At 69.1% G+C, this 23,797-nt stretch carries 24 protein-coding genes and 2 tRNA genes; 12 read left to right on the top strand and 14 right to left on the bottom strand.

Translation table 11 applies throughout. The annotated features are described in order from the left end of the window. Nucleotides 1–56: 56 nt before the first annotated feature. Complete coding sequence (locus tag LX88_RS19100; protein WP_258949117.1) at nt 57–1,193, bottom strand: cytochrome P450; 1,137 nt, start codon at nt 1,191–1,193, stop codon at nt 57–59. A 169-nt stretch (nt 1,194–1,362) separates the two neighbouring features. Between LX88_RS19100 and LX88_RS19095 the strand changes: the two genes are divergently transcribed. Then, complete coding sequence (locus LX88_RS19095) at nt 1,363–1,539, top strand: hypothetical protein (RefSeq protein ID WP_258949116.1); 177 nt, start codon at nt 1,363–1,365, stop codon at nt 1,537–1,539. Between the two features lie 71 nt (nt 1,540–1,610). Here the strand turns inward: LX88_RS19095 and LX88_RS19090 are convergent, their stop codons facing one another. From LX88_RS19090 to LX88_RS19080, 3 genes are read right to left on the bottom strand one after another with little or no spacing between them, the layout of a single operon-like run. After that, complete coding sequence (locus tag LX88_RS19090) at nt 1,611–2,564, bottom strand: ABC transporter substrate-binding protein (RefSeq protein WP_258949115.1); 954 nt, start codon at nt 2,562–2,564, stop codon at nt 1,611–1,613. Between the two features lie 12 nt (nt 2,565–2,576). Beyond that, nucleotides 2,577–4,517: an ABC transporter permease gene (locus LX88_RS19085; protein ID WP_258949114.1), complete on the bottom strand. Its 1,941-nt coding sequence runs from the start codon at nt 4,515–4,517 to the stop codon at nt 2,577–2,579. A 1-nt stretch (nt 4,518) separates the two neighbouring features. Next, a complete protein-coding gene (locus tag LX88_RS19080; protein ID WP_258949113.1) occupies nt 4,519–5,436 on the bottom strand; it encodes a quaternary amine ABC transporter ATP-binding protein in 918 nt (305 codons plus the stop codon). A 342-nt stretch (nt 5,437–5,778) separates the two neighbouring features. Here LX88_RS19080 and LX88_RS19075 point away from each other — a divergent pair, with 342 nt between their 5' ends. Further along, nucleotides 5,779–6,717, top strand: a complete 939-nt coding sequence (locus LX88_RS19075; protein WP_258949112.1) for an ABC transporter substrate-binding protein — start codon at nt 5,779–5,781, stop codon at nt 6,715–6,717. A gap of 9 nt (nt 6,718–6,726) precedes the next feature. Here the strand turns inward: LX88_RS19075 and LX88_RS19070 are convergent, their stop codons facing one another. Then, complete coding sequence (locus LX88_RS19070) at nt 6,727–8,478, bottom strand: hypothetical protein (protein ID WP_258949111.1); 1,752 nt, start codon at nt 8,476–8,478, stop codon at nt 6,727–6,729. 19 nt (nt 8,479–8,497) lie between these two features. Here LX88_RS19070 and LX88_RS19065 point away from each other — a divergent pair, with 19 nt between their 5' ends. After that, entirely contained in the window at nt 8,498–9,256 is a 759-nt protein-coding gene (locus LX88_RS19065; RefSeq protein WP_258949110.1) for an alpha/beta hydrolase family protein, read from the top strand. 47 nt (nt 9,257–9,303) lie between these two features. On the opposite strand, the gene LX88_RS19060 is transcribed toward LX88_RS19065, so the two are convergent. After that, a tRNA-Pro gene (locus LX88_RS19060) sits at nt 9,304–9,377 on the bottom strand. Between the two features lie 63 nt (nt 9,378–9,440). Here LX88_RS19060 and LX88_RS19055 point away from each other — a divergent pair. Then, nucleotides 9,441–9,511 (top strand) — tRNA-Gly (locus LX88_RS19055). Nucleotides 9,512–9,671: 160 nt separating this feature from the next. On the opposite strand, the gene LX88_RS19050 is transcribed toward LX88_RS19055, so the two are convergent. Continuing rightward, complete coding sequence (locus LX88_RS19050) at nt 9,672–10,226, bottom strand: NAD(P)-dependent oxidoreductase (protein ID WP_258949109.1); 555 nt, start codon at nt 10,224–10,226, stop codon at nt 9,672–9,674. 57 nt (nt 10,227–10,283) lie between these two features. On the opposite strand from LX88_RS19050, the gene LX88_RS19045 reads away from it, so the two are divergent. From LX88_RS19045 to LX88_RS19035, 3 genes are all read left to right on the top strand, one after another. Then, nucleotides 10,284–10,583: a winged helix-turn-helix transcriptional regulator gene (locus tag LX88_RS19045; protein ID WP_258949108.1), complete on the top strand. Its 300-nt coding sequence runs from the start codon at nt 10,284–10,286 to the stop codon at nt 10,581–10,583. Next, a complete protein-coding gene (locus tag LX88_RS19040; RefSeq protein WP_090071273.1) occupies nt 10,580–10,915 on the top strand; it encodes a VOC family protein in 336 nt (111 codons plus the stop codon). Before LX88_RS19045 ends, LX88_RS19040 begins: the two co-directional genes overlap by 4 nt. A gap of 187 nt (nt 10,916–11,102) precedes the next feature. Then, nucleotides 11,103–11,438 (top strand): histidine triad nucleotide-binding protein, encoded by a 336-nt coding sequence (locus LX88_RS19035; protein ID WP_372511354.1) that lies wholly within the window; start codon nt 11,103–11,105, stop codon nt 11,436–11,438. On the opposite strand, the gene LX88_RS19030 is transcribed toward LX88_RS19035, so the two are convergent. Further along, nucleotides 11,419–12,027 (bottom strand): MBL fold metallo-hydrolase, encoded by a 609-nt coding sequence (locus LX88_RS19030; RefSeq protein ID WP_258949106.1) that lies wholly within the window; start codon nt 12,025–12,027, stop codon nt 11,419–11,421. The genes LX88_RS19035 and LX88_RS19030 overlap by 20 nt on opposite strands. Beyond that, nucleotides 12,024–12,689 (bottom strand): 2-phosphosulfolactate phosphatase, encoded by a 666-nt coding sequence (locus tag LX88_RS19025; RefSeq protein ID WP_443674877.1) that lies wholly within the window; start codon nt 12,687–12,689, stop codon nt 12,024–12,026. The genes LX88_RS19030 and LX88_RS19025 overlap by 4 nt, the downstream gene beginning before the upstream one ends. 27 nt (nt 12,690–12,716) lie before the next feature. On the opposite strand from LX88_RS19025, the gene LX88_RS19020 reads away from it, so the two are divergent. Together LX88_RS19020 and LX88_RS19015 are read left to right on the top strand one after the other, a co-directional pair. Next, the gene (locus LX88_RS19020) at nt 12,717–13,166 is read left to right on the top strand and encodes a ribose-5-phosphate isomerase (RefSeq protein WP_258949104.1); all 450 of its coding nucleotides are present in this window, start codon (nt 12,717–12,719) and stop codon (nt 13,164–13,166) included. Further along, nucleotides 13,159–13,959, top strand: coding sequence for an Fpg/Nei family DNA glycosylase (locus tag LX88_RS19015; protein ID WP_258949103.1), 801 nt, complete (start codon nt 13,159–13,161; stop codon nt 13,957–13,959). The genes LX88_RS19020 and LX88_RS19015 overlap by 8 nt, the downstream gene beginning before the upstream one ends. Here LX88_RS19015 and LX88_RS19010 read toward each other — a convergent pair. From LX88_RS19010 to LX88_RS18990, 5 genes are all read right to left on the bottom strand, one after another. After that, nucleotides 13,956–14,687: a hypothetical protein gene (locus tag LX88_RS19010; RefSeq protein WP_258949102.1), complete on the bottom strand. Its 732-nt coding sequence runs from the start codon at nt 14,685–14,687 to the stop codon at nt 13,956–13,958. The two genes, LX88_RS19015 and LX88_RS19010, sit on opposite strands and share 4 nt — an antisense overlap. A 57-nt stretch (nt 14,688–14,744) precedes the next feature. Then, nucleotides 14,745–15,959, bottom strand: coding sequence for a GNAT family N-acetyltransferase (locus LX88_RS19005; protein ID WP_258949101.1), 1,215 nt, complete (start codon nt 15,957–15,959; stop codon nt 14,745–14,747). A 41-nt stretch (nt 15,960–16,000) separates the two neighbouring features. Continuing rightward, nucleotides 16,001–17,353, bottom strand: coding sequence for an aldehyde dehydrogenase family protein (locus tag LX88_RS19000; protein ID WP_258949100.1), 1,353 nt, complete (start codon nt 17,351–17,353; stop codon nt 16,001–16,003). Nucleotides 17,354–17,765: 412 nt separating this feature from the next. Next, a complete protein-coding gene (locus LX88_RS18995) occupies nt 17,766–18,611 on the bottom strand; it encodes a DNA-3-methyladenine glycosylase family protein (protein ID WP_258949099.1) in 846 nt (281 codons plus the stop codon). A 59-nt stretch (nt 18,612–18,670) separates the two neighbouring features. Then, on the bottom strand, nt 18,671–19,279 hold the full coding sequence (locus LX88_RS18990) for a mycothiol-dependent nitroreductase Rv2466c family protein (RefSeq protein ID WP_258949098.1): 609 nt from the start codon (nt 19,277–19,279) through the stop codon (nt 18,671–18,673). Nucleotides 19,280–19,442: 163 nt separating this feature from the next. On the opposite strand from LX88_RS18990, the gene pepN reads away from it, so the two are divergent. From pepN to LX88_RS18975, 3 genes are all read left to right on the top strand, one after another. Then, on the top strand, nt 19,443–22,004 hold the full coding sequence (gene pepN, locus LX88_RS18985) for an aminopeptidase N (protein WP_258949097.1): 2,562 nt from the start codon (nt 19,443–19,445) through the stop codon (nt 22,002–22,004). A 71-nt stretch (nt 22,005–22,075) separates the two neighbouring features. Further along, nucleotides 22,076–23,155, top strand: coding sequence for a barstar family protein (locus LX88_RS18980; protein ID WP_258949096.1), 1,080 nt, complete (start codon nt 22,076–22,078; stop codon nt 23,153–23,155). Then, nucleotides 23,152–23,787, top strand: a complete 636-nt coding sequence (locus tag LX88_RS18975) for a GNAT family N-acetyltransferase (RefSeq protein ID WP_258949095.1) — start codon at nt 23,152–23,154, stop codon at nt 23,785–23,787. The genes LX88_RS18980 and LX88_RS18975 overlap by 4 nt, the downstream gene beginning before the upstream one ends. Nucleotides 23,788–23,797: the final 10 nt, after the last annotated feature.

The following is a 23,797-nucleotide window of genomic DNA, read 5'->3' as shown; positions in this document are numbered from 1 at the left end:
TCACCTGAGCCCTCCTGTCCCGGTCTCGGGGCAGGAGGGCTCTGTCGTACGAGCTTCTAGTCGAAGCGGAAGGTGGCTGTCTCGAGGTTGTCGAGCATCCACTGACGCCGCACGAGCGGTGCGCCGGTGTCCCTGCGCAGCAAGGGAAGCCGGCGCACCATCTCTTCGAGCAACACGCGTTTCTCCAGCCGCGCGAGCCCGGCGCCCAGGCAGTGATGCGGCCCGTGCCCGAAACTCATGATCCGCGTCCGGCGCCGGATGTCGAACGTGTCCGGCTCGGCGTAGCGCGCGGGATCGCGGTTGGCCGCGCTGAGCCACCCGCTCACCCACTGCCCCGCTCTGATCTCCTGGCCGCCGATCGTGACGTCCCGCAGCACCAGCCTGCGCGGGGCCGGGAAGATCGGGTACCAGCGCATGGTCTCCTCGATCGCCCCCGGGATCAGCGACGGGTCCGCGCGCAGTTCCTCCCAGCAGCCGAACTCGGTCAGGAACAGCACGGCGTTCGGGATCGTCGCGGCGGTCGTGTCCACGCCGGCGCCGAGCAGCATCGCGCAGTAGCCGATGAGGTCCCAGTCCGACATCGGCCTGCCGCCGACCCGATAGCCGGTGGCCTGCACGGCGAGCAGCTCGGCGATCAGCCCGTCACCCGGCTCCGCGCGCTGGCGGTCGAGCTCGGCGGCGAAGAACTCCGCCATCTCGGCCTGCCGCGGCACGGTGTTGGTCGTGACGGAGTCCTGGTACCACTGCTCCAGCCACTCGGTCATCCGCTCCTCGACGCTGAGGTCGAGGCCGAGCAGGTGGCATATCACCCTGGTGGGCAACGGCTTGGCAACGCGCGGGACCACGTCGAAGCCGCCGGGTTCGAGCCCGTCGACCAGCTCGGTGGCGATGGTGCGGATCTGCGTCTCCAGCCGGGACATCACCCGCGGGCTGAACGGGTCGGCGACCGCGGCCCTCAGGTCGCGATGGCGCTGCCCGTCCGCGGCCCACATGCCGCTCAGCACGGGGTTGGCGAGCGGCCTGGTCTCGTCGTCGAGGCCGTAGCCGGACGAGAAGTGCTCCTCGTCGGAGAGCACCCGCTGGACGTCGCCGAGGCTGAAGACGTGCCAGGTGTCGAGTGCCTCGTCGAAGTGGACCTCGGTGGCGGGATCGAAGAACTTTGCAGGTCGCATGGGTAAGTGGGCGACAGTCATGCCCTCGATCGTGGTCCCTTACCCGCCCTGCCGGGATCCGCTGATCCGGCTACCGGGGTCCGACGTAAGGGGTCTCACGGCGCGACCTTGGGTGATCGTCCGATGTAAGGGGTCACCCCTCAGGCGCAATCTCATCGTCATCAGGAAGACGAACCGAGGAGTGAGTCACATGGAGTGGACGCCCGAAGCGATCAAGGCGGAGATGGACTACCGGCAGGCAGCCCTGCGGGAGGACGCCCGCCTGACCCGCGAGTACTACCGCAGCGGCGGGAAGCCGCGTTCGTGGTGGCACCGCATGACACACCGCCACGAGCCTGAGGTTCCCGCCGGGCCACAGGCTGCGTGATGCCGGGGGTGGTCGTAGGGGGTGCGGTTCCTCTCGTCCAGGAACCACACCCCCTACGACCCGTGCTTTGATCAGGCCTTGGGGAGCCAGGCCTTGACCTTGTCGGCGTTGGCGTCCGCCCACTTCTTGGCGGCGTCCTCGGGCTTCATCTTGTCCTCGGCGATGTACTTCGCCACGGTGTTCTGGTCCTCGTTGGTCCACTTGAAGTTCTTGACCAGCTGGAAGGCCGGGCCGTTGGCGTCGGCGAACTTCTTGGACACGAGCTTGTCGAGGTCGTAGTCCGGGTAGTCGCAGGCGATCTTCTCCGCGTCGGCGTCACAGCCCGGCGTGTACGCGGGCAGCTTCACCTTCTCGAGTTTGACCTCGTTGAGCAGCCACTGCGGCGAGTAGAAGTAGCCCAGAACCCACTTCTTGTCCTTCTCCGCCTGGCGGAAGGCCTGGATCAGCGCGGTCTCGCTGCCGCCGTAGACGACCTTGTAGTTGAGGTTCAGGTTCTTCACCAGAGCCTCGTCGTTGGTCACGAACGACGGGTCGCCGTCGAGCAGCTGGCCCTTGTCGCCGGACTCCGAGGTCTTGAACTTGTCCGCGTACTTGTTGAGGTTGTTCCAGTCGAGGATGTCGGGGTGCTCCTTGGCGAGCCACGGCGGCACGTACCAGCCGATCTGCCCCTTCACGCCCGTGGACCCCGCGCTGACGGCGGTCTTCTGCTCGTCGATGTACTTCTTGCGCAGGTCGTCGTGGCCCCAGTTCTCCACGACGGCGTCGACCTCACCCGTGCCGAAGCCCTGCCAGGCCACCTCTTCTTTGAGCTCCTTCTTGGTGACCTTGCACTTGAGCTCCTTCTCGGCCACGTACGCGAGAACAGCCGCGTTCGCCTCGTAACCGACCCACGGGTTGATCGCGAGGTTGAACGTGCCGCAGTCGCCGGTCGCACCCGAGGAGGTGTCACCGACCTTGGCGCCACCGCAACCAGCCAGGGCGAGTGCTCCCACGAGCACTGCTCCGAGCACGTTATGCCTTGCCACTGTCCAGACCTCCTAGTTGGTCCACCGCTTGGCGGCCGCCTGGGTGAGGCGGTCGAGCATCACGCCCAGCACGACGATCGCGACGCCGGCCGCGAGCCCCTTGCCGTACAACTGGCCCTGCGAGAACCCGGCCACCACGTCGTAGCCGAGCGCGCCGGCGCCGACGAGACCGCCGACGACGACCATCGAGAGCACGTAGATCAGTCCCTGGTTGGCGGCGAGGGTCAGCGCGCCGCGTGCCATGGGCAACTGCACCTTCACGATCGTCTGCCACGAGCTCGACCCCAGCGCCGTGGACGCCTCGACGGTCGCGGGCGACACCGCGCGGATGCCGTCCGCGATGATCTTGATGGCCACCGGCGCCGCGAACACCACGGCCGCGATGATCGCCGTGAAGCGCGACGCGGAGAACAACGCCAGGAACGGCACCAGGTAGACGAAGGCGGGCATCACCTGGGCGGCGTCGAGGACCGGCCGGATGAACCGGTCGGCACGCGTGCTCCGTCCCATCCAGACACCCACGACCACGCCCAGGACCATCACCATGATCGTGGCGACCAGCGTCGACGCCAGCGTGATCATCGAGTCCTGCCACAGGCCCGTCGCGATCAGCAGACCGACGCACACGGCCGAGACGATCGCGGGCCGCACACCGCCGATCATGAACGACAGCGCGACGATCACCAGCGCCACCAGGAACCACGGCGACTCGGCCAGCAGCGCCTGCAACGGGTTGATCAACGCGAACGTGACGAAGTCCTTGAAGCCGTCCGTGATCACCGGCAGCGAGTCCTGTGCCCACTCCGTCACGGCGGTCGCGCCCTTGCGGATCGCGGTGCCGATCTCCACGTCCGACTGGAACTCCGCCGCCCACAGGTAGGTGTAGGAGAGGTAGACGCAGACACCGGTGACGCCGAGACCGCCGAACAGCGCCCAGCGCGGAAGCGTGCGGCGCTCACTCGCGGCGGCCGTCGTCACGCGGTCCAGCACGATCGCCAGCACCACGATCGCGAGGCCCGCGTTGAACGCCGTGCCGACGTCGAGGGTCTGCAACGCCTTCACGACGGTCTTGCCGAGGCCCGGCGCGTCGATCAGCGCGGCGATCGTGACCATGGCCAGCGCGGCCATGATCGTCTGGTTGACGCCGAGCACGATCGTCTTGCGCGCGGACGGCAGCAGCACCTTCACCAGCGTCTGGCTCCGCGTCGCACCAAGGGACTCACTCGCCTCGACGGTGTTGCGCGGCACCGAGCGGATGGCGTGCGCGGTGATCCGGATCGCGGGCGGTGCCGCGTAGATCAGCGTCGCGATCGTCGCCGAGGCGGGGCCGATGAGGAAGAACAACGTCAACGGCGCCAGGTACACGAACGTCGGCATGGTCTGCATGAAGTCGAGCACCGGTGTGAGGATCCGGTTGGCCCGATCGGACAGTCCCGCCCAGATTCCCAGCGGAATGCCGACGAGCAACGAGATCACGACCGCGGCGAGGGTCAGCGAGAGCGTGTCCATGCTCTCCTGCCACAGGCCCTGCAGGCCGAGGAACACGAAGCCCGCGACGGCGAGCAGCGCGATCCGCCAGCCGGCCACCACGAGGCTGACGAAGCCGGCGATCGCGACCACGCCGAGCCAGCCGATCACCGGCACGGGCCGGCCGAACGACGGCTGCGCGATCAGGGCCTGGATGAAGGTCACGAACTCGTCGATGACGAGCCGGATCTCGTTGAAGAAGTAGAGGAACAGCGGGTTCGAGTTCCTGGACGCGCCGACGGCGTCGTTGACCTCGTTGATCCACCGGTGCAACGGGGTGAGGTCGGCGGCGCCGAGCGAGAGCGTCCAGGCGTTGCGGAACACCAGCCACAGCGCCAGCCAGGCCAGCACGACGCCGGCGAAGATCAGGGACTTCTTGTGCTGGAACACCCGAGGTGGCTGCCGAGCGGCGGCGACGGCGACCATGTCACGCCTCCCCGGCCACGACCCCGAGGATCTCCTCGTCCGCGACCACACCGAGCAACTCGCCGTTCCGCACGACCTTCACCGGCTTGTCCGCGCTCAGCACGCTGCGGACGGCCTCCCGCACCACGGTTTCCGGCGACAGCTCGGGCCCGTCGAGCTCGTCGTCCGGGCGTGGCGGACGCATGATCCACTTCAGCGTCAGCACGTGCGACTTGGGCACGTCCCGCACGAAATCGCGCACGTAGTCGTCCGCAGGTGCGCCGACGAGCTCGTCACCGGTGCCGACCTGCACGACCTCGCCGTCGCGCATGATCAGGATGCGGTCACCCAGTTTCAGCGCCTCGTTCAGGTCGTGGGTGATGAAGACCATCGTCTTGCCGACCTCGCGGTGCAGCCTGATCACCTCGGACTGCATGTCCCGCCGGATCAGCGGGTCGAGCGCGGAGAAGGGTTCGTCGAAGAACAGGACATCGGGATCTCCGGCGAGTGCGCGCGCGAGACCGACGCGTTGCTGCATACCCCCGGAGAGCTGATCCGGATAGGACTTCTCGTTTCCGGACAGTCCCACCAGGTCGATCACTTCCTGGGAGCGCTCCCCGCGTTTCGCGCGCGGTACCCCGCGGATTTCCAGTCCGTAACCGACGTTCTCGGCGACGGTCCGGTGCGGGAGCAGACCGAAGTGCTGGAACACCATGGAGAACTTGTTCCTGCGCAGGTCGCGCAGGCGTTTCGGGTCCGCTTCGAGAATGTTCTCGCCTTCGAACATGATCGTGCCCGCGGTCGGTTCCACCAGCCGCGTGAGACAACGCACCAGTGTGGACTTACCCGAACCGGACAGTCCCATCACCACGAACATCTCGCCGGGAGCGACGTCGAAGTCCACTCCCCGCACGGCGGCGACGGAACCCGTGCGTTCCATCAACTCCTGCCGTGACAAGGCTTTGAGCTCGTCCGAGGCCGCCAGCTGAGATGCCTTGGGGCCAAACACCTTCCACAGGTCCCTGACCGAAATCACGGGATCCACGCCAAACCACTCCGACCTGTTGCGGACTGCGCACACCGTTTCTCGATGCGCGACAGCATTGACCTTCGCACGGATACGGTCAAGGGCCGGTACAAATAAAATCCTTTGTGGACAACCAATCATCCCATGACTTGACTAGGTCTGATCGATGGGGAAAAAGTGAACTGAGCGGTCTCCTGCACCGTTCTTCCCCCCGACGAGGAGCTGTTCGTGCAAGCCCCCAGAATCGCTCTGGCAATGACGTTCCTGTTGACACTTGCCGGTTGCGGCAGTGGATCGACGGCGTCACCGCGCTCCAGTTCGGCAGCACCCACCGAGCCCTGCGACTCCATCACCATCGCGGTCAACCCGTGGGTCGGCTACGCGGCGAACGCGGCCGTGGTCGCGTACCTCGCCGAGAAGCGGCTCGGCTGCAAGGTGACGAAGAAGGAAGTCGACGAGCAGACGGCCTGGCAGGGCCTCGACTCCGGCGAGATCGACGTGATCCTGGAGAACTGGGGTCATGAGGACCTGAAGCAGAAGTACATCGAGGAGAAGCACACCGCAGTGCGGGTGGGCCCGTCCGGCAACAAGGGTGTGATCGGCTGGTACGTGCCGCCGTGGATGAAGAAGGAATTCCCGGACATCACGAACTGGCAGAACCTCAACAAGTACGCGGAGAAGTTCAAGACCGTCCAGTCCGAGGGCAAGGGCCAGGTGCTCGACGGCGACCCCTCGTTCGTGACGAACGACGAGGCCCTGGTCAAGAACCTGAACCTCAACTACAAGGTCGTCTACGCGGGCAGCGAGGAAGCCTCGATCAAGGCGTTCCGCCAGGCGCAGGAGAAGAAGACGCCGCTCATCGGCTACTTCTTCGAGCCGCAGTGGCTGCACCTCGACATCGAGCTGGTGAAGATCGAGCTGCCCGAGTACACGGCGGGATGTGACGCGGACCCGGCCAAGGTCGCCTGCGACTACCCGCGCTACGAGCTCGACAAGATCGCGTCGAAGAAGTTCATGGACAAGCGCGGCCCCGCGGCCAGGCTCGTGCAGAACTTCCAATGGAGCAACGACGAGCAGGACACGGTCGCGTCGTTCATCGCCAAGTACAAGATGTCGCCCGACGAGGCGGCGAAGCGGTGGGTCGAGGCGAACCCGGACCGGGTCGAGGACTGGCTGACGAAGGCCAAGCCGTAACTATCGGCCTCAACTCCGGCCGCGCGACCACCACTTCTCGTCGGGCCCGGAGATGTCCTCGACGCTGAGCCTGCGCACGGACCCCGCTCGCTTGAGCCGTGCCACCAGCTGGTCCTGACGTTGCGCGAGCCGGCGGTAGATCTCCACGGCGGAGGTCTCCCGCCCGCTCCGCCGCTCGACCGTCCGCCAGTTCCCGAGGAACTCGAGCGTGAGGTCGGCGACGGCCTGCCCGGCGTGCGCGGTCAGCGTGTCGGCGGGCGAGGCGAACCGTCCCGCGTGGAACGCCAGGTTCCTGGTGACGTAGAGCCACTCCAGCAGCGCGGCGGCGGTGTCCTCCTGCTCGCGCAGCCAGCCCGCCAGGACCTTCGAGTCGGCGAGCCTGGCGCGCCAGAGTTCCGTGAGGTCCTGCACGAGACCACCCTCGCTCTCGGCGAGCGCGGTGATGGCCTTCTGGGCGGCGTCGAGCCGGGCGTCAGGGCGGTTGTGGCGGATGAGTGCCTCCAGCCAGGCGTCCACCGACTTCAGGTGGTGCTTCACGCCGGTGGTCGGCACGTGCGCGTCGAGCGGTTTGCGCAGGTCCGTGTCGTGGTTGGTGACCACGACGTGCAGGCTGACGAGGTGCTGGCGCAGCATCTGCAGCGCACAGGCCTTGGCCAGCCACGCGATCTTGCCCGGATCCAGCCCGGTCGCCTCCAGCGCACTCCACGCGAGCCCCGCGCTGGCCATCGGCGCGTCGACCTGCCGTGCCAGGTTCGCCACCCGCATCGCACTGCGCAGCTCCGCGGGCCAGTACGCGGTGAGCGGGTAGGCGTTGCCGACCGTGCGCCGGTGCTCGGTACCGCGCGTGACCCGTCCGCCCGGCTCGCTGACCTGCCAGACCGGCGCGATGGTCAGTTCGGTGAGCCGCTCCCCCGCCGCGTACTGGTCGAGAACCTCGCTGAGAATCCGGCGGCCCCTCAGCGCCGCCGTGTGCACGTCCGCCGCCTCGACCGGCACCCGCACCAGCACCGACGACCCGCTGACCGCCTCCTTCAGGAAGTCGTCCTTCGGCAACCTGTTGCGGTGCAACGGCTCCTGCCGCGCACCGGGCAACAACCCGTCCAGGTGCCGGAGCACCCGGGCACCTCTCACCACGAACGCGACGACGTGCTTCTGCCTGCGGGGCCACAGCACCTCGGCGAGATCACCGCGCTTCTTGAGACACCGCAGCAGGTCCGTCCTGAGCTGCCTGCCGTCCCTGCCGTGCACCGCCACGACCACCGCGACCTCGGCGATCATTCTGGCGCGCAATGGGAGCTCGACTCCGTTCCACAGTGGAGTGATCCACTTCCGCACCGCGCCGCGCAACTTCTTCGGATCGAGCTTCGCCGCGGCGTCGGCCGCCACCTGGGGATCGAACCTCTGGCCGTCGGCGGCGATGGCCGCGTCGACCTTCACCAGGACCCTGCGGGCCTTGGCGAGTTCCAGCCCGCCGCCGTGGGCATAGGCGGGTTTGGCGGCGTCCATGCACGCGAGCGAGGTGGCGATGATGCGCCGCAACAGGTTCCACCGCGGCTGGTCCTCGGTCGCATGACTCTCCAGCGCGGTCTGAACCCGAGTGACGGCGAGGTACGCGCTGTTGAGCCCCGCGACGTGCTCGCCGAGGTGCGCGTCGGGGTCGAGCGCACGCAGCACACCCTGCAACAACGCCCGCTGCCCGCGATCGAGCCCGGCGTCGTCGAAAGCCTGCCGCAGCCGGGCGTCGAGGTACTGGTAGCGCACGTGACGCACCATAGAGGTCATGGACAACCGGAAAGCGGTCTTCGCGGGCATCGACGGCCAGGCACTGGCGGGCCGCCTCGAGCTGCCCGCAGGCGACGTCGTGGCCACCGCCGTGTTCGCGCACTGCTTCACCTGCGGCAAGGACTCGGTGGCCGCCGGCCGGATCTCCCGCCGCCTGGCCGAACGCGGAGTCGCGGTGCTGCGGTTCGACTTCACCGGCCTCGGCCAGTCCGACGGCGACTTCGCCAACACCACGTTCACGTCCAACGTCGACGACCTCGTCTGCGCCGCGGGCCACCTGCGCGACACCATCGGAGCCCCGAGCGTCCTCATCGGACATTCGCTGGGCGGCGCCGCGGTGCTGGCCGCCGCACACCAGATCCCGGAGGTGAAGGCCGTCGTGACGATCGGCGCGCCCTTCGACACCTCGCACGTCGAACACCTGCTCGGCTCGTCCAAGGAGCAGATCGAGTCGCTGGGCGTCGCCGAGGTCCAGCTGGCCGGCCGCCCGTTCCGGATCAGCAACGGCTTCCTGCTCGACATCAACCAGCAGAACCAGACCGCGTGCATCTCCGGCCTGGACCGGGCGCTGCTCGTCATGCACTCCCCGCAGGACGACACGGTGGGCATCGACAACGCCAGGCTCGTCTTCGACTCGGCGCGCCACCCCAAGTCGTTCGTCTCGCTCGACGGCGCCGACCACCTGCTGACCGACCGCGCGGACGCCGCGTACGTGGCGGAGGTGCTCGCGGCCTGGGCAAGCCGCTACCTGGCCTGAATGCGAAAACCCGCAGCGAACGAGTCGCTGCGGGTTTTCGTCAACCGTCGGGGCGACAGGATTTGAACCTGCGACCCCCCGCTCCCAAAGCGGGTGCGCTACCAAGCTGCGCCACGCCCCGGTTGCACTCATCTTACCGCCACCCGCTAAAGTATTGATCGCAGCCCCACACGGGGGTGGCAACGCGGGCGTAGCTCAATGGTAGAGCCCTAGTCTTCCAAACTAGCTACGCGGGTTCGATTCCCGTCGCCCGCTCGCGACCGAGGTCGGCCCATGTCTGCGGAGAGCGCAGACCGGGCCGGCCTCTCGTCATTTCTCTGGGGGCCGAGCCCCCAGACCTCACGCCGGGGGCCGCCCCCGGAACCCCCATCTGGGTTGCCCCTCCGAAATGGTCAGCCCCGCTCAGTGAGCTGGGTCACGCCGAGGCGATGCCGATCTGCGTGCGGCGGTGCGCCGGGTCGTCGATCTCGTCCACCACGGCCAGCGCGAAGTCCTCGTAGGTCAGTTCGTCCGCCGGATCGGCCGGGGCCAGGCGGTACGTGCCCGTGGACGTGCCGCCGAAGTTGCCGGACGGGCTCATCACCAGCCAGTCCGCCGCGGATTCGGCCAGCACCTCGACGCCCGCGGCGTGCCCCAGGCAGAACGGCCTGTGCTCGGCGGGGAAGTCCGGGCCGTCGACGACGCGCACGCCCGGTGCGGTCTCCAGCAACGTGTAGATGCCGACCACGATGATCCGGCCTGCACCGGACGCGACGAGGGCGCGGGCCGCCTCGGTGTAGAACTCGGCCGGGTCGCGGGAGAGGTCGGCCACCGAGCTCACCGCCACGTCGTGGCCCGCCGCCACCTCGGCCGCGGCCTGCACACCGGGGTCGCGCCCGATCCTGGTCACCTGGTGGCCGCGGGCTTCCGCGACGGCCGCGATCTCCTTGCCGGCCTTGCCGGACGCTCCGAAAACAACGATCTTCGCCATGGGCGCGAAGGTAGGGTGCGGGGGTCCGGTTCCCGCAACGATATCGGGGGTGAGCAGGTGAAATGCACCCACGACCTGCCGTACCAGATCGGTGACAAGTGGACCGCGCACGTGCTGCGGGCGTTGCAGGACGGGCGGCGGCGGTTCACCGGGCTCCGCGCCACGATGCCGGGCGTGACGCCCAAGGTGCTCGCCGAGACGTTGCGGGCGATGGAGCGCGAGGGCACGGTTTCGCGCGAGGCGTTCGCGGAAAACCCGCCGCGGGTCGAGTACGAGTTGACGGAGCAGGGGCGCAGGGTGCTCGGACTGCTCGACCTGTGTTGTGACTGGGCCCGAGAGAACCTGGTGGAGACGTGAGGCTCGAACAGATCGTGCTCGACAGCAACGACCCCGGCCGGCTCGTGCGGTTCTGGGCGGAACTGCTCGGCGGTGAACCGGTGGACCGCGAGCACGGCTGGTCGCACGTCGAGCCGCCCGGTGGCGTGCGGATGTCGTTCCAGCCGGTGCCGGAGCGCAAGGACGTGAAGAACCGGTTCCACCTCGACTTCGAGGTCGAGGACATCGAGGCGGCGGTCGTGAAGGCGGTGAGCCTCGGGGCGACCCGCGAAGGTGTCGTGCACACCGACGAGAAGGGCAGCTTCCAGGTGATGCGCGACCCGGAGGGCAACGAGTTCTGCTTCGTCCGCTGAGCCGCTACTGGACGGCGCGCCAGAGCACCTCACCGAAGCGGATCGCGAGGACCACGAGCAGCACGCCGATCGCGAAGCTGATGAGGCACCGCACGACGAGCAGCAGTTTGGCGCCCTTCACGCCGCCATGAGTAGTCCGCGGCGAGCAACGGCACCAGAGTCCTTGGGGGACCAATACGATGCCGTTGTGACCGATTGCCTGTTCTGCCGCATCGTCGCGGGCGAGATCCCGGCGACCGTCGTGGCGGAGACCGACACGACGCTCGCGTTCCGCGACATCGACCCCAAGGCGCCCACGCACGTCCTGGTGATCCCCAAGGAACACCACACGGCGATCGGCGACGTCGGCCCGGTGCTCGCGGGGCAGGTCCTCGCCACCGCGCACCAGGTCGCGAAGGCCGAGGGGATCGACGAGTCCGGCTACCGCCTCGTCTTCAACACCGGCCGCGACGGTGGCCAGACCGTCTTCCACGTGCACTGCCACGTCCTCGGTGGACGCGGTCTCACGTGGCCTCCGGGATAGCCATCTCCCGCACGAACCTCGCGTCGACCGGGTCACCGTGGCCCGGCACGACGATCCGCGGTGCGAGTTCCAGCAGCAGGCCGAGGACGTGGCGCCAGTTCTCCGGCGTCGCGTCCGGGCCCGCCTGGGCCGGAGCGCCCTGTTCCACCAGATCGCCCGCGAACACGACGCCGGCGTCCGGCACGTGCACGACCACGTCGTGCGAGGTGTGCGCGGGGCCGAAGTGGTGCAGGTCGACCCGGCGGCCGCCGACGTCCAGCGTGACGGTGTCGCGGAACGTGTGCGTGGGCGCGACGAGCGTGCCCTCGAACGGTTCGTCGTAGTACTTGGCACGGTCTTCGAGCAGCGACTCGTCCACCACGCAGCCCTCGTGCGCCCACACCTCGCACGGCAGGAACGCCTCGGTGGCCAGCACGTGGTCGAAGTGGTTGTGCGTCAACACGATCCGCGACGGCCGGACCTCCCGCGCGAGGGCGAAGTCAATGCCGGAGTCCACGAGCAGCGAGTCGCCCGACCCGGTGACGAGACCCAGCGTGAGGTCGAGTTCGGTGTGCCGGCGGATGAAGACGCCGTCCGCGATCTCGATCACCGCAGCACCCCGTCGACCAGCACGGGAGCGGCGGTGCTGACGTTGATCCGCACCGCGAGGTCGACGTCGGCGGAGTGGCCGTTCTCGACCAGCTCCCGTCCCGACCCGCAACCCCTCACCGCGGCAGGCACGTCGGTGGTCCGGAACGCGGTGGCCGCGAGCCTGGCCTCCGGCGACGCCGTACCCGTCAGCGCGGCCAGCACCGCTCCGGCGCCCAGGTAGTCCTCGACGCACGGCCGCAACGGCCCGAACTCGCGCGGTCCCGAGTGGAGGATGTCGAGCCCCCACCGCTCGCCGCCGGGGATCACCCCGATGGTCCCTCCCAGCTCCTGCGCCCGCCTGGCCACCGCCGTGGCGTTGCGCAGGCAGGCCGCGAGCACGTGGGCACCGGTCTCGGCGGCGAGGAAGCACAGGTTCGAGCCGTTCGGCGACGGCAGCTCGACCAGTCCGGTCTCCCCGGTGAGTGACGCTGGTCGCAGAGTCCTCCCCGACGAGGGCCTCCACCGCGACGGGCGCACCTGGCCGCCGTTGCCCACCACCAGGTCGACGGACGTCGTGAACGACAGCACGTCGACGATGACCAGCACGTCACAGCCCCGCAGGGCGTCGACGCCCTCGGGCCCCCATTCCAGCCTCAGCTGGTACCCCTCCTGGCTGAACACGCCCACCAGCGTGTCAGACTCCTTGACGTGCGCGTTTATCTGGCAGCAGACCACGCTGGCTTCGAGCTGAAGTCCCACCTGTCCACCGCTCTCACCGAGCAGGGCTACGACGTCGTCGACGTCGGCGCCCACGAGTACGACGCGCTGGACGACTACGTGTCGTTCTGCGTCGACGCGGCCGAGAAGGTCGTCGCCGACCCCGGCAGCCTCGGCGTCGTGATCGGTGGCTCGGGCAACGGCGAGCAGATCGCCGCGAACAAGGTGAAGGGCGCCCGCGCCGCGCTGGCGTGGAACGTCGACACCGCGCAGCTCGCCCGCCAGCACAACGACGCCCTGCTCGTCGGCATCGGCGCCCGCCAGCACACCGCCGAGGAGGCGACCGAGATCGTGTCGGCCTTCCTCGAGACGCCGTTCTCGGGCGAGCCGCGCCACCAGCGCCGGATCGACCAGGTCAGCGCCTACGAAGACCGTGCCTGAGGGCCACACGCTGCACCGCCTCGCGCGGCTGCACCAGCGCCGGTACGCGGGCAGGCCCGTGTCCGTCACCAGTCCGCAGGGACGCTTCTCGGCGTCCCTTGTGGACGGACGCACGCTCGTTCGCGCGGAGGCGCACGGCAAGCACCTGTTCCACGTCTACGGCCCGGACGCGATCGTGCACGTCCACCTCGGTCTCTACGGGACGTTCACCGAGTCACCGCTGCCGGTCCTGCTGCCCGTCGGCCAGGTCCGCATGCGCATGGTCGGCGAGACGCACTGGACGGACCTGCGCGGCCCGACCGCGTGCGAGGTGCTGAACAAGGCCGAGGTCAAGGCGATCCGCGACCGGCTGGGGCCCGACCCGTTGCGCCGCGACGCCGACTCGGACCGCGCCTACCAGCGGATCATCCGGTCGAAGCAGTCGCTGGCCGTGCTGCTGATGGACCAGAGCGTCCTCGCGGGGGTCGGCAACGTCTACCGCGCCGAGGTGCTGTTCCGGCACAACGTGAACCCGCTGCTGGCCGGCAACAAGGTCAGCCGCGAGCTGTGGGACGCGATCTGGGCTGACCTGGTCGTGCTGATGAAGGACGGCGTGAAGGTCGGGCAGATCAACACCGTCCGCTCCGAGCACATGCCCCGTGCCATGGGCCGCGCGCCACGCGTGGACCGGCACGGCGGTGAGGTGTACGTCTACCGCCGTGCCGGGGAGCCGTGCCTGGTCTGCGGCACCGAGGTCCTGACCACCGAACTGGCGGCCCGCAACCTCTTCTGGTGCCCTGCCTGCCAGCCCTAGAAGTCGAACCCGCCGCCCATGTCGCCGAAGTCGAAGCCACCGGTGTCGCCCGCGTCGGCGACACCGCCCACGTCACCCATGCCGGCGTCACCCATGCCCATGTCGCCCATGCCGTAGTCACCGACACCGTGCATTCCGGAGAACATGGCGTCCATCAGCAGGAACGTGCCGACGCCCCAGGCACCGGCCACGAGCGCTGGCTTCCACCACGGCTCGGAGTACCAGCCACGCGGCACCGGGCGTCCGGCGACCACACCGCCGGGGTAGTAGTAGGGCGTGCCCGAACCGGAGTTCGGCGACGCCGCGTACTGGTGACCCTCGACGGCGACCTGGCGGTCCTCGCTGACGGCACCCGCCTGCTTCTGGGCCGCGCTCTCGGGCAGTGCGGGGCCGGGGTCCATGCCCATGGCCTCCCGCGCCGCGCGCACGTAGTGCAGGCCCTCCATCGCGGTCTCGGTGACCAGCCGGGCCTGCGGGATCGTGCGGGCCTGCTCCATCTGCGAGCCCGCGGCGGTGAAGCGCTCGGACGCGTCGGCCATCGCCTGCGTCGAGGCGGCGTTGCTGCCGGTGAGGCTCATCACCTGCCCGCCCAGCCGCTCGACCCAGCGGCGCGCTTCCGCCTTGGCGTCGTCGAGCTCCCGCGCCTTGCGCGCGTTGCTCTGGCTGACCAGGTAGAACACGCCCGCGACGAGCAATACCAGTACTACGACCCACACGATGGTGCCCACGGCATTACCTCCCACACCAGGTAATCCGTCAACGAGCAACGACCGCCGTGAGTTCCGTCAGAACACCTCGGGGCAGTGCGGCTCAGTCACACCGAGGAACGCCGTCGTCAGCGCGTCCACGTGTCCGGGCGTGTGCTCGACCACGCGGTGTGCCCGCTTGAGCACGGAAAGCCGTACGCCGCCGAGGAAAGCACTGCCGAGTGCGGCGACGTCCAGCGACACGTCGGCGGGGTCCTCGGTGCGCGCCACCGTCGCTTCGCCGCCCTTGACCGTGAAGCGCCAGCGGCCGGAGTTCCACGGGCAGAACGAGTCCTCGACCTCGAGCACACTGTCCACATCGGACGAATAGGTGCGCAGCGGCAGCGCCCGGTCGACGTCGACGAGGCGCACCCACAACGCGTCTCCGGCCTCGCGCCGCACCTTCCGCGGGTTGTCGACCATGTGCGTGATCGGGTCGTCCCAGGCGGTGTAGAAGGAGATCTCCCCGGCAAGGTCCATGTCCAGCAGGAACCGGTAGAGGTCGGCGTAGGCCTGTTCGGTCGTGCACACCAGCTCGCGCACGTGCAGCTCGTTGGCCGGGCCGCCCGGATCGCGGTTCCCCTTGACCCGGAACACCACATAGCCCTCGGGATGCAGGCAGTAGCGGTACGAGGTGAGCCCGTCGCGGTCCACCTCGCGGTCCGCGAGGTGGACGTCCCAGGTGTGCTCGACGCGGCTCAGCCAGCCGACGCGCGTCGTCCGCACCTGCTCGTGGAACTCACGCATGACGGGCAGCGCTTCTTCTCGCGACACCTGACGGATCCGTGCGTCGCTGACGTGCACACCAGGGTGGAACGCCATACGCGTGGGCATCGTGAGCATGGCAATACTTGTCGCGAACTCGCCGTAGCCGTACCTGCGGTAGATGGAGCCCTCCGACGCCCACAGCATCGCGAGCGCCTCACCACTCTCGTGCATGCCGTGCAGTTGCGTCTTCATCAGCAACGACGCCACGCCACGACGCCGATGACCCGGCTTCACCGACACCACGGTCACCGCGCCCGCCGGGGCCTGACGACCACCGGGAACGGTGATCTCGCGGGTCAGGATCCCGGCGGTGCCGATCATCTCGTCGCCGTCGAACACCGCGTGCGCCCGGTCCCGTTCGAGGACCTTGAGCCACTTGCTGTCCTCCCCCGAATGATCGCCGAGGAACGCCCAGGCCATCACCCGCTGGAAGTCGGGGAGATCGGATTCGTCGATGGTCCGGACGCTCAGCGCCGAGTCAGCCATACCAGCAGTGATACGCGGGTGCGGCGCGACTCGCAGCTCGATTACCGCTGGACCGACTTGACCTCGCAGAACTCGTCCAGCCCGAACCTGCCGAACTCGCGCCCGTTGCCCGACTGCCGGTACCCGCCGAACGGCGCGCTCGTGTTGAACGCGGCGGCGTTGATGTCGACCTGCCCGGTGCGCAGCCGCCGGGCGACCCGCAGGGCGCGCTCGGTGTCCGCGGAGAACACGGCGCCCGCCAGCCCGTAGATGGTCGAGTTCGCGATCCGCACCGCGTCGTCCTCGTCGGCGTACGGCATGACCGACAGCACCGGCCCGAAGATCTCCTCCTGCGCGATCGTCATCTCCGGCGTCACCCCGCCGAACACCGTCGGCGCGACGTAGAACCCCTGCGGCAACGGCGCTTCGGGCCCGCCGGCGGCCAGCGTCGCACCTTCCTCGACACCCTTGCGGATGTACCCGACGACCCGGTCGCGCTGCGCCTTCGACACCGCCGGCCCGATCCGGGTGGACGGCTCGGCCGGATCCGCGGGCGTGTACTTCTTCGCGGCCTGCGCGGCCAGCTCGACGGCCTCGTCGTGACGCTCGGCAGGCACCAGCAACCGGGTCCACGCGCTGCAGGCCTGACCGTTGTTCATGAACGAGTTCGCGACCGCGATCTTCACCGCCCGCCCGAGGTCGGCGTCGTCGAGCACGACGCACGCGGACTTGCCGCCCAGTTCGAGCGCGACCCGCTTCACCGTCTCCGCGGCCGCCGCGGACACCCGCCGCCCGGCCTTCGTGGAACCGGTGAACGACACCATGTCCACGTCCGGATGCGCGGCCAGCGCCTCGCCGACCACCGCCCCGGTGCCGTGCACCAGCTGGAACACCCCGGCCGGAGTGGCGGCCGAGACGACCTCGCCCAGCAGGTCGGCGGTGCGCGGCGCGAGCTCGCTCGGCTTGAGCACCACGGTGTTGCCCGCCGCGAGCGCCGGCACGACCTTCGCGACCATCTGCTGCAACGGGAAGTTCCACGGCGTGATGGCCGCGACCACCCCGACCGGCTCGCGGAAGACCAGCGAGTTGCCGATCTCCTCGGGCTCGAAGTACCCGCGTTCCAGCACGTCCGCGACACCCTCCGCGATGGCGACGGGGTTCGCGACCTGCACCTTCTGGCTGAAGGTGAGCGGCGTGCCCATCTCCCGGGTCATGGCCGCCGCGAGCTCACCGGCCCGCTCCTTCAGCCCGCCGATGATCGCCCGGACGACCTTCGCCCGTTCGTCCGCCGAGGTCTCCGCCCACGCGGGGAACGCCTTGACCGCCGCGGCCACGGCCGCGTCGACGTCGGCCGGTGTGCCCTCGGCGAGCGTGCCGATGACTTCCTCGGTGGCGGGGTTGACGACCTCGATCACGAGAGCCCTCCAAGCGGATGTGACACTTGCAACGCTGATGTGGTCCACACTGTCACATCTGCTTGCGCGGGTCACGCCGACCTGGGTGCTGAACGGGAGAAGTGGTGGTCAGGCCGGTGGCCGGAGAAGCCGTGCAGGCAGCGGCCACACCCGGCGCCAGGTATCCGGTACCCCACACCCCGGCATCTGACGCCCGGCGCCCCACGTCAGGCGCCCCACGTCAGGTAACCGGCGTCAGGCGCCCGCGTCCGGTGTCCGGTGTCCGGTAACCGGCGTCAGGTGCTTGGTGCCCCGTGTCTGACGCCGAACAGACCGCCACCCCCTGAGCGTCACAACACCCGCCCAAAAGAGGCCACACAACAGCGAGCACCTCGCGAGGCCGCGAGCCACGGACGCTGCGCCCGCCGGCCGTTCACCGGCCAGAAGCAGCCATCGCACCTCCCAGCCGCCGCTCCCGCAGCACTCGCAGGTGCACCGCGGCCCAGGTCCGATAGGGCCGCCACGCCTCGGACACCTCCGCCAACGGCCGCCCGTACCGCTCGGCCACCTCGTCGGCAAGGCGAGACTCGTTGTGCGGCACGGCATCCGGAGCGTTCGCCCCGCGCAGCACGACCAGCTCGGCCGCGAACGGTCCCAGCCCCTTGACCTGCTGCACCGCCAGCACGGCGGCCGCGGGTGTCATCGCGCGCAACGTCACGGCGTCCAGCAGCCCGTCCAGCGCCGCCTCCGCCACCGCCCGCAGGTACTCGGGTCTGCGGCCGGGCAGGTCCAGGTCGAGCGCCAGTAACTCCGCGGGTGCGGGGAACACGCCGTCCCGCAGCAGCGAAGCCTTCACCGCCGCCGCCTGCGCCATGCGGACTCGCTGCGCCAGCACCGACCAGGCCGCCGCCTCGTACGGCGAGTAGAAGCCGCACGGCCGCAGACCGGGCAAAGACGCCTGCGCCGACGCGATCACCGGATCACGTGAGGCGACCTCCGGCCAGGCCCGCCCGTCGACGTCCAGCGACAGGAACCGGCACACCTGTGCCGCCGCCAGGTCGAGATCACCGTCGCCGGACAGGGACAGAACGGCAGTGGCGCCGTGCTGGGTCACGGAGACCTCAGCACGACGCCACTCACCTTCGACCAGGAACGCCGCCCGCAGCGCCTCACCTTCGCGCTCGGGCAGCGCCGACGGCGTGAAGCCCTCCCAGAAAGCCCTGGAGGTCGCCAGGGACCAGGGCCCCTGAACTGCGACTTCGACGCGGTGATCTGCCATGTCAGGAGACGCTAGTAAGCACCCCTGACAGAAAATCCGGCCGAATGGGCCGGACGGCCTCAGCTGAAGTCGAGTTCACCCGTACGGGTTCGCTTGAGCTCGAAGAAGTACGGGAAGCCGGCGAGCATCTTGGCGCCGTCGAAGATCGTGCCCGCCTCTTCACCCCGCGGGATCTTCGTCAGCACCGGGCCGAAGAACGCGACACCGTCGATGTGGATGGTCGGCGTGCCGACGTCCATGCCCACCGGGTCCATGCCGCGGTGGTGCGAAGCCCGCAGCGCCTCGTCGTACTCGGTCGAGTGCGCGGCCTCGGCGAGCTCGGCCGGCAGTTCGGCGTCGGCCAGCGCGAGCTTGATGATCTCGTCGAAGTCCTGGTTGCCCTCGTTGTGGATGCGCGTGCCCATCGCGGTGTACAGCTTCGGCAGCACCTCGTTGCCGAACTTCTGCTCCGCGGCGATGGCCACGCGAACCGGGCCCCAGCCCTTGGTCATGAGCTCCCGGTACTGCTCGGGCAGGTCGCGGCCCTCGTTCAGCACGGCGAGGCTCATCACGTGGAAGCTCAGGTCGATGTCGCGGACCTTCTCCACCTCCAGGATCCACCGGGAGGAGATCCAGGCGAACGGGCAAAGAGGGTCGAAGTAGAAGTCGACCTTCGCCTTGTCGGTCATGCGTGCCCCTTTAGTGACGGTCGGTGGCGTTATCGCCCCATCAGCCCAACCAGATCACCCTGTCATCTCTTCCCGAGCGCCGGTTCCGTGATTGGATGCGGGAGTCATAACCATTCCCGACGACGTCAGCGCGTAACCACACGCGCGGCAGACGAGGTGACCAGTGGCCGCGCCCAACCTCACCCGCGACCAGGCTCAGGACCGTGCTGAGCTGCTGGAAGTGGAGTCCTACCGGATCGAGCTGGACCTGACCGACGGCGGCGGAAAGCCGGGTTCGGACACGTTCCGCTCCACCACCACAGTGGTGTTCCGCAGCCGGACTCCGGGTGCTTCCTCGTGGATCGACATCGTGGCGGCGACCGTGCACCGCGCTGTGCTCAACGGCAGCGAGCTCGACGTCTCCGACTACCGCGAGGAGGACGGCGTCAAGCTGCCGGACCTCGCGGAGACCAACGAGCTCACGATCGAGGCCGACTGCCGGTACATGAACACCGGCGAGGGCCTGCACCGGTTCGTCGACCCGGTCGACGGCGGCGTGTACCTGTACTCCCAGTTCGAGACCGCGGACGCCAAGCGCATGTTCGCGTGCTTCGACCAGCCCGACCTCAAGGCCGTCTACTCCATGAAGGTGACGGCGCCGCACGACTGGAAGGTCATCTCCAACGGCGAGATCACCGCCACGGAGGCCGGCGAGGGCGGTGCGGACGTGCACACGTTCGCCACCACCAAGCCGATGTCGACCTACATCGTGGCGCTGGTCGCGGGCCCGTACGCCGAGTGGCGCGACGAGTTCGCCGAGGGCGACTTCACGATCCCGCTCGGCATCTACTGCCGCGCCTCGCTCGCTCCCCACATGGACCACGAGCGGCTCTTCACCGAGACCAAGCAGGGCTTCGGGTTCTTCCACAAGGCCTTCGGGGTGCAGTACCCGTTCGGCAAGTACGACCAGTGCTTCGTGCCGGAGTTCAACGCGGGCGCGATGGAGAACGCCGGCTGCGTCACGTTCCTCGAGGACTACGTCTTCCGCAGCCGCGTCACCCGCTACCTCTACGAGCGCCGCGCCGAGACCGTGCTGCACGAGATGGCGCACATGTGGTTCGGCGACCTGGTGACCATGCGCTGGTGGGACGACCTGTGGCTGAACGAGTCGTTCGCCACCTGGGCGTCCGTGCTCGCGCAGGCGGAGGCCACCGAGTACCGCCAGGCCTGGACGACGTTCGCGAAGATCGAGAAGTCGTGGGCGTACCGGCAAGACCAGCTGCCCTCGACGCACCCGGTCGCCGCCGACATCTCCGACGTGCAGGCGGTCGAGGTCAACTTCGACGGCATCACCTACGCCAAGGGCGCCTCGGTGCTCAAGCAGCTCGTCGCGTACGTCGGGCTGGAGAACTTCCTGGCGGGCCTGCGGGTCTACTTCGGCAAGCACGCCTGGGGCAACGCCACGCTGGCCGACCTGCTGGGCGCGCTGGAGGAGGCGTCGGGCCGCGACCTGTCGTGGTGGAGCGCGCAGTGGCTGGAGACGACGGGCCTGAACCTGTTGCGCCCCAAGTTCACCGTTGACGCGTCCGGCAAGTTCACCGAGTTCGCCGTGCTGCAGGGCGGCGCCCGTCCGGGTGCCGGCGAACTGCGCACGCACCGCATCGCGATCGGCGTCTACGACGACGACGGCACGGGCAAGCTCGTCCGCACGCACCGCCACGAGCTGGACGTGACGGGCGACCGCACCGAGGTCCCCGAGCTGGTCGGCGTGCACCGCGGCAAGATCGTGCTGGTCAACGACGACGACCTCACGTACTGCACGATGCGCCTCGACCCGGACTCGCTGGCCGGGCTGATCGACCACATCTCCGACATCGCCGAGCCGCTGCCGCGCACGCTGTGCTGGTCGGCCGCGTGGGAGATGACGCGCGAGGCCGAACTGAAGGCCCGCGACTTCGTGAACCTGGTGCTCGGCGGTCTGGGCCGCGAGTCCGAGGTCGGTGTGGTGCAACGGCTTCTGCTCCAGGCGCAGACCTCGCTGTCGTCCTACGCGGACGCCTCGTGGCGCCCGGAGGGCTGGCGCCGGTTCGTGGCGAAGGCGCTGGAACTGGCGCAGGCGGCCGAGCCGGGCTCCGACCACCAGCTGGCGTTCGTGAACGCGCTGACCTCGTCGGTGCTCGACGACTCCACTGTGGACGTCCTGCGCGGCTGGTACGACGGCACCGCGGTGCTGGAGGGCCTGGACGTCGACACGGACCTGCGCTGGCGTCTGCTGCAGGCGCTCGTCGCCCACGGCAAGGCGGACCTGCCGGAGATCAACGCCGAGGAGGAGCGCGACCCGACCTCCACCGGTCACCGCCGCGCCCAGTCCGCGCGTGCGTTGCGCCCGACGGCCGCGGCCAAGGACGAGGCCTGGGACCGGGCGGTCAACGACGACGACCTGCCCAACGCGGTCAGCGAGGCGATCATCGCGGGCATCTCGCACCCCGGCCAGAAGGAGCTGCTCGCACCGTACGTCGAGCGCTACTTCCGCGACGTGAAGGGCGTGTGGGACCGCCGCTCCTCCGAGCGGGCGCAGTCGATGGTCGTCGGCATGTTCCCGGCGTGGTCGATCGCGAAGTCCACTGTGGAGGCCGCCGACGCGTGGCTCGCCGACGAGCACCCGCCGTCGCTGCGCCGCCTGGTGTCCGAGGGCCGCGCGGGCATCGTGCGAGCGCTGGCCGCGCAGGAGTTCGACCGCTCCTGAATCCGCTTGGCAGGAAGGCCCCGTGTCGCTTTGATTGCGGCACGGGGCCTTCCCGTCTTCTGGGGGTGTGCTTGTTCCGCTACGAAGTCGTGCACTGGCACGAGACCGACGATGACGAGGTCGTGGAGGTCGTGGCGCGCGCCATCGACGTCGACGGGCTGTTCAACGACCCGGTGCCGGTCGCGCGTGAACGAGTCGTGTTGCGCGGGTGCCCGCGCGAGTTCGCGGATCTCGCCGGGGACTTCGCGCTCGAGGTGTGCGTGGACGACGAGGCGCAGTGGTGGGATCTCACCGACCTGGTCGTGCACGGCACCGTGCCGAACGCCGAGCTGGTGGACGTCGTCGCCAGTGCGGCCGTGCGCTTGGACGACGCCGGCTCCGCTTTCGGGCCCGCGCCACGACATCTGCTGTTCCGCGACGACGAGCAACTAGGTGAGTTCCTCGGCGCCGACGGGCTTCCCCGGCCCTGGCACGGCCACGAGTGGCCGCCCATCACGTTGATCGGGGTCGAGCACCCTGAACGCGTTCGACCGATGCGGCAGTGCTCGCACCTGTACACCTTCGGGGATCGCCTGCACGCGCTGGACCGGCACGGCAGGGTCATGGCCAAGGTGCCGATCGCCCTGGACACCGCGTCGGTGACCCCGTCCGCGCTGGGCGACGGGCTCTTCGACGTCGTCCTCGACCAGCCGCCCACCCGGGAACCGCCGCGCCGGCGCGACCGCCCGGCGCCGTCGGCGCGTGCGGTGTGGGACCTGTGGCGCGAGGGTGTTCCGGCCGAACGCAACCTCTGGGCACCCTTCGACGACGACGGACGCGAGGCCTGGGGTGACCTGACATACCTGGCTCGCAAGCGGTTCGAGTCCGACGAGGTGGGCGGCAGGTACGAAGTGGACGGCCGGTACGTCACCGACTGGAGGAGTCTGCATCTGGCGTTGAACGAGGCGCTGGTGGGACCGGGTGGCTACTACGGCAGGGAGATCAACGCGTTGCAGGACTGCCTGCACGGCGGCTGGGGCGTCAAGCCGGGCTTCACCCTGGTGTGGAAAGACGCGCAGGTGGCCGGGGACGCGATCCCCGGCTACCTCCGGCAGGTGGTGGAACTGATGCGGGAACGCGGCATCACCTTGCGACTGGAGGAGAAGGCATGATCGGCGAACTGGTGGAGCGCTGGCACCGCGGCTGGATCACGGCCGACGGGCTGACGTCCGAGTACCGCGACCGCTACCTGGTCGTCCACGTGAACCGGCCGCACCGGGTGTTCGAGTGGATCGCGACGGACGACGCGGAGACCGCCGCCATGGCCAGAATCGTGGCCGCGTCGAGAGAACCGAACTGGCTGAGCGTCCCCACGCACGCACCCCACAAGGTGGTGGAGGAACTCGAAGCAGCCGGTCTGGTCGTGGCCCGCCCGGACGAGACGTTCATGCAACGGGTGCTGGCCGGTCACCCGGCACCGGAGCCGCCCGCGGGCTACGTGGTGGAGGTGACCAGGAGCCCCGTGATCGGCGTCCGGGTGCTGGCGGACGGCGAGGTGGCGGCCAGCGGGTTGATGGCCGTCGTCGGACGGGACGCGGTCGCCCACCGCATCGAGACCGCGGAGGCGCATCGGCGGCGGGGCCTGGGCAGCGTCGTGATGGGTGCGCTGACGAAGGAAGCGGTGAAGGACGGGGCCGAGACCGGGCTGTTGTTCGCCTCCACCGAAGGCGTGCACCTCTACGTCAAGCTCGGGTGGGAGAAGATCTCCGACCTCGTGGTGGCGCAGAACGCGGTCAGCGCGTAGAAAACGCCCC

Source organism: Lentzea californiensis (genome assembly GCF_024648825.1).
GTDB lineage: Bacteria > Actinomycetota > Actinomycetes > Mycobacteriales > Pseudonocardiaceae > Lentzea > Lentzea californiensis.
This window is presented reverse-complemented; position numbering and strand designations above follow the sequence as displayed.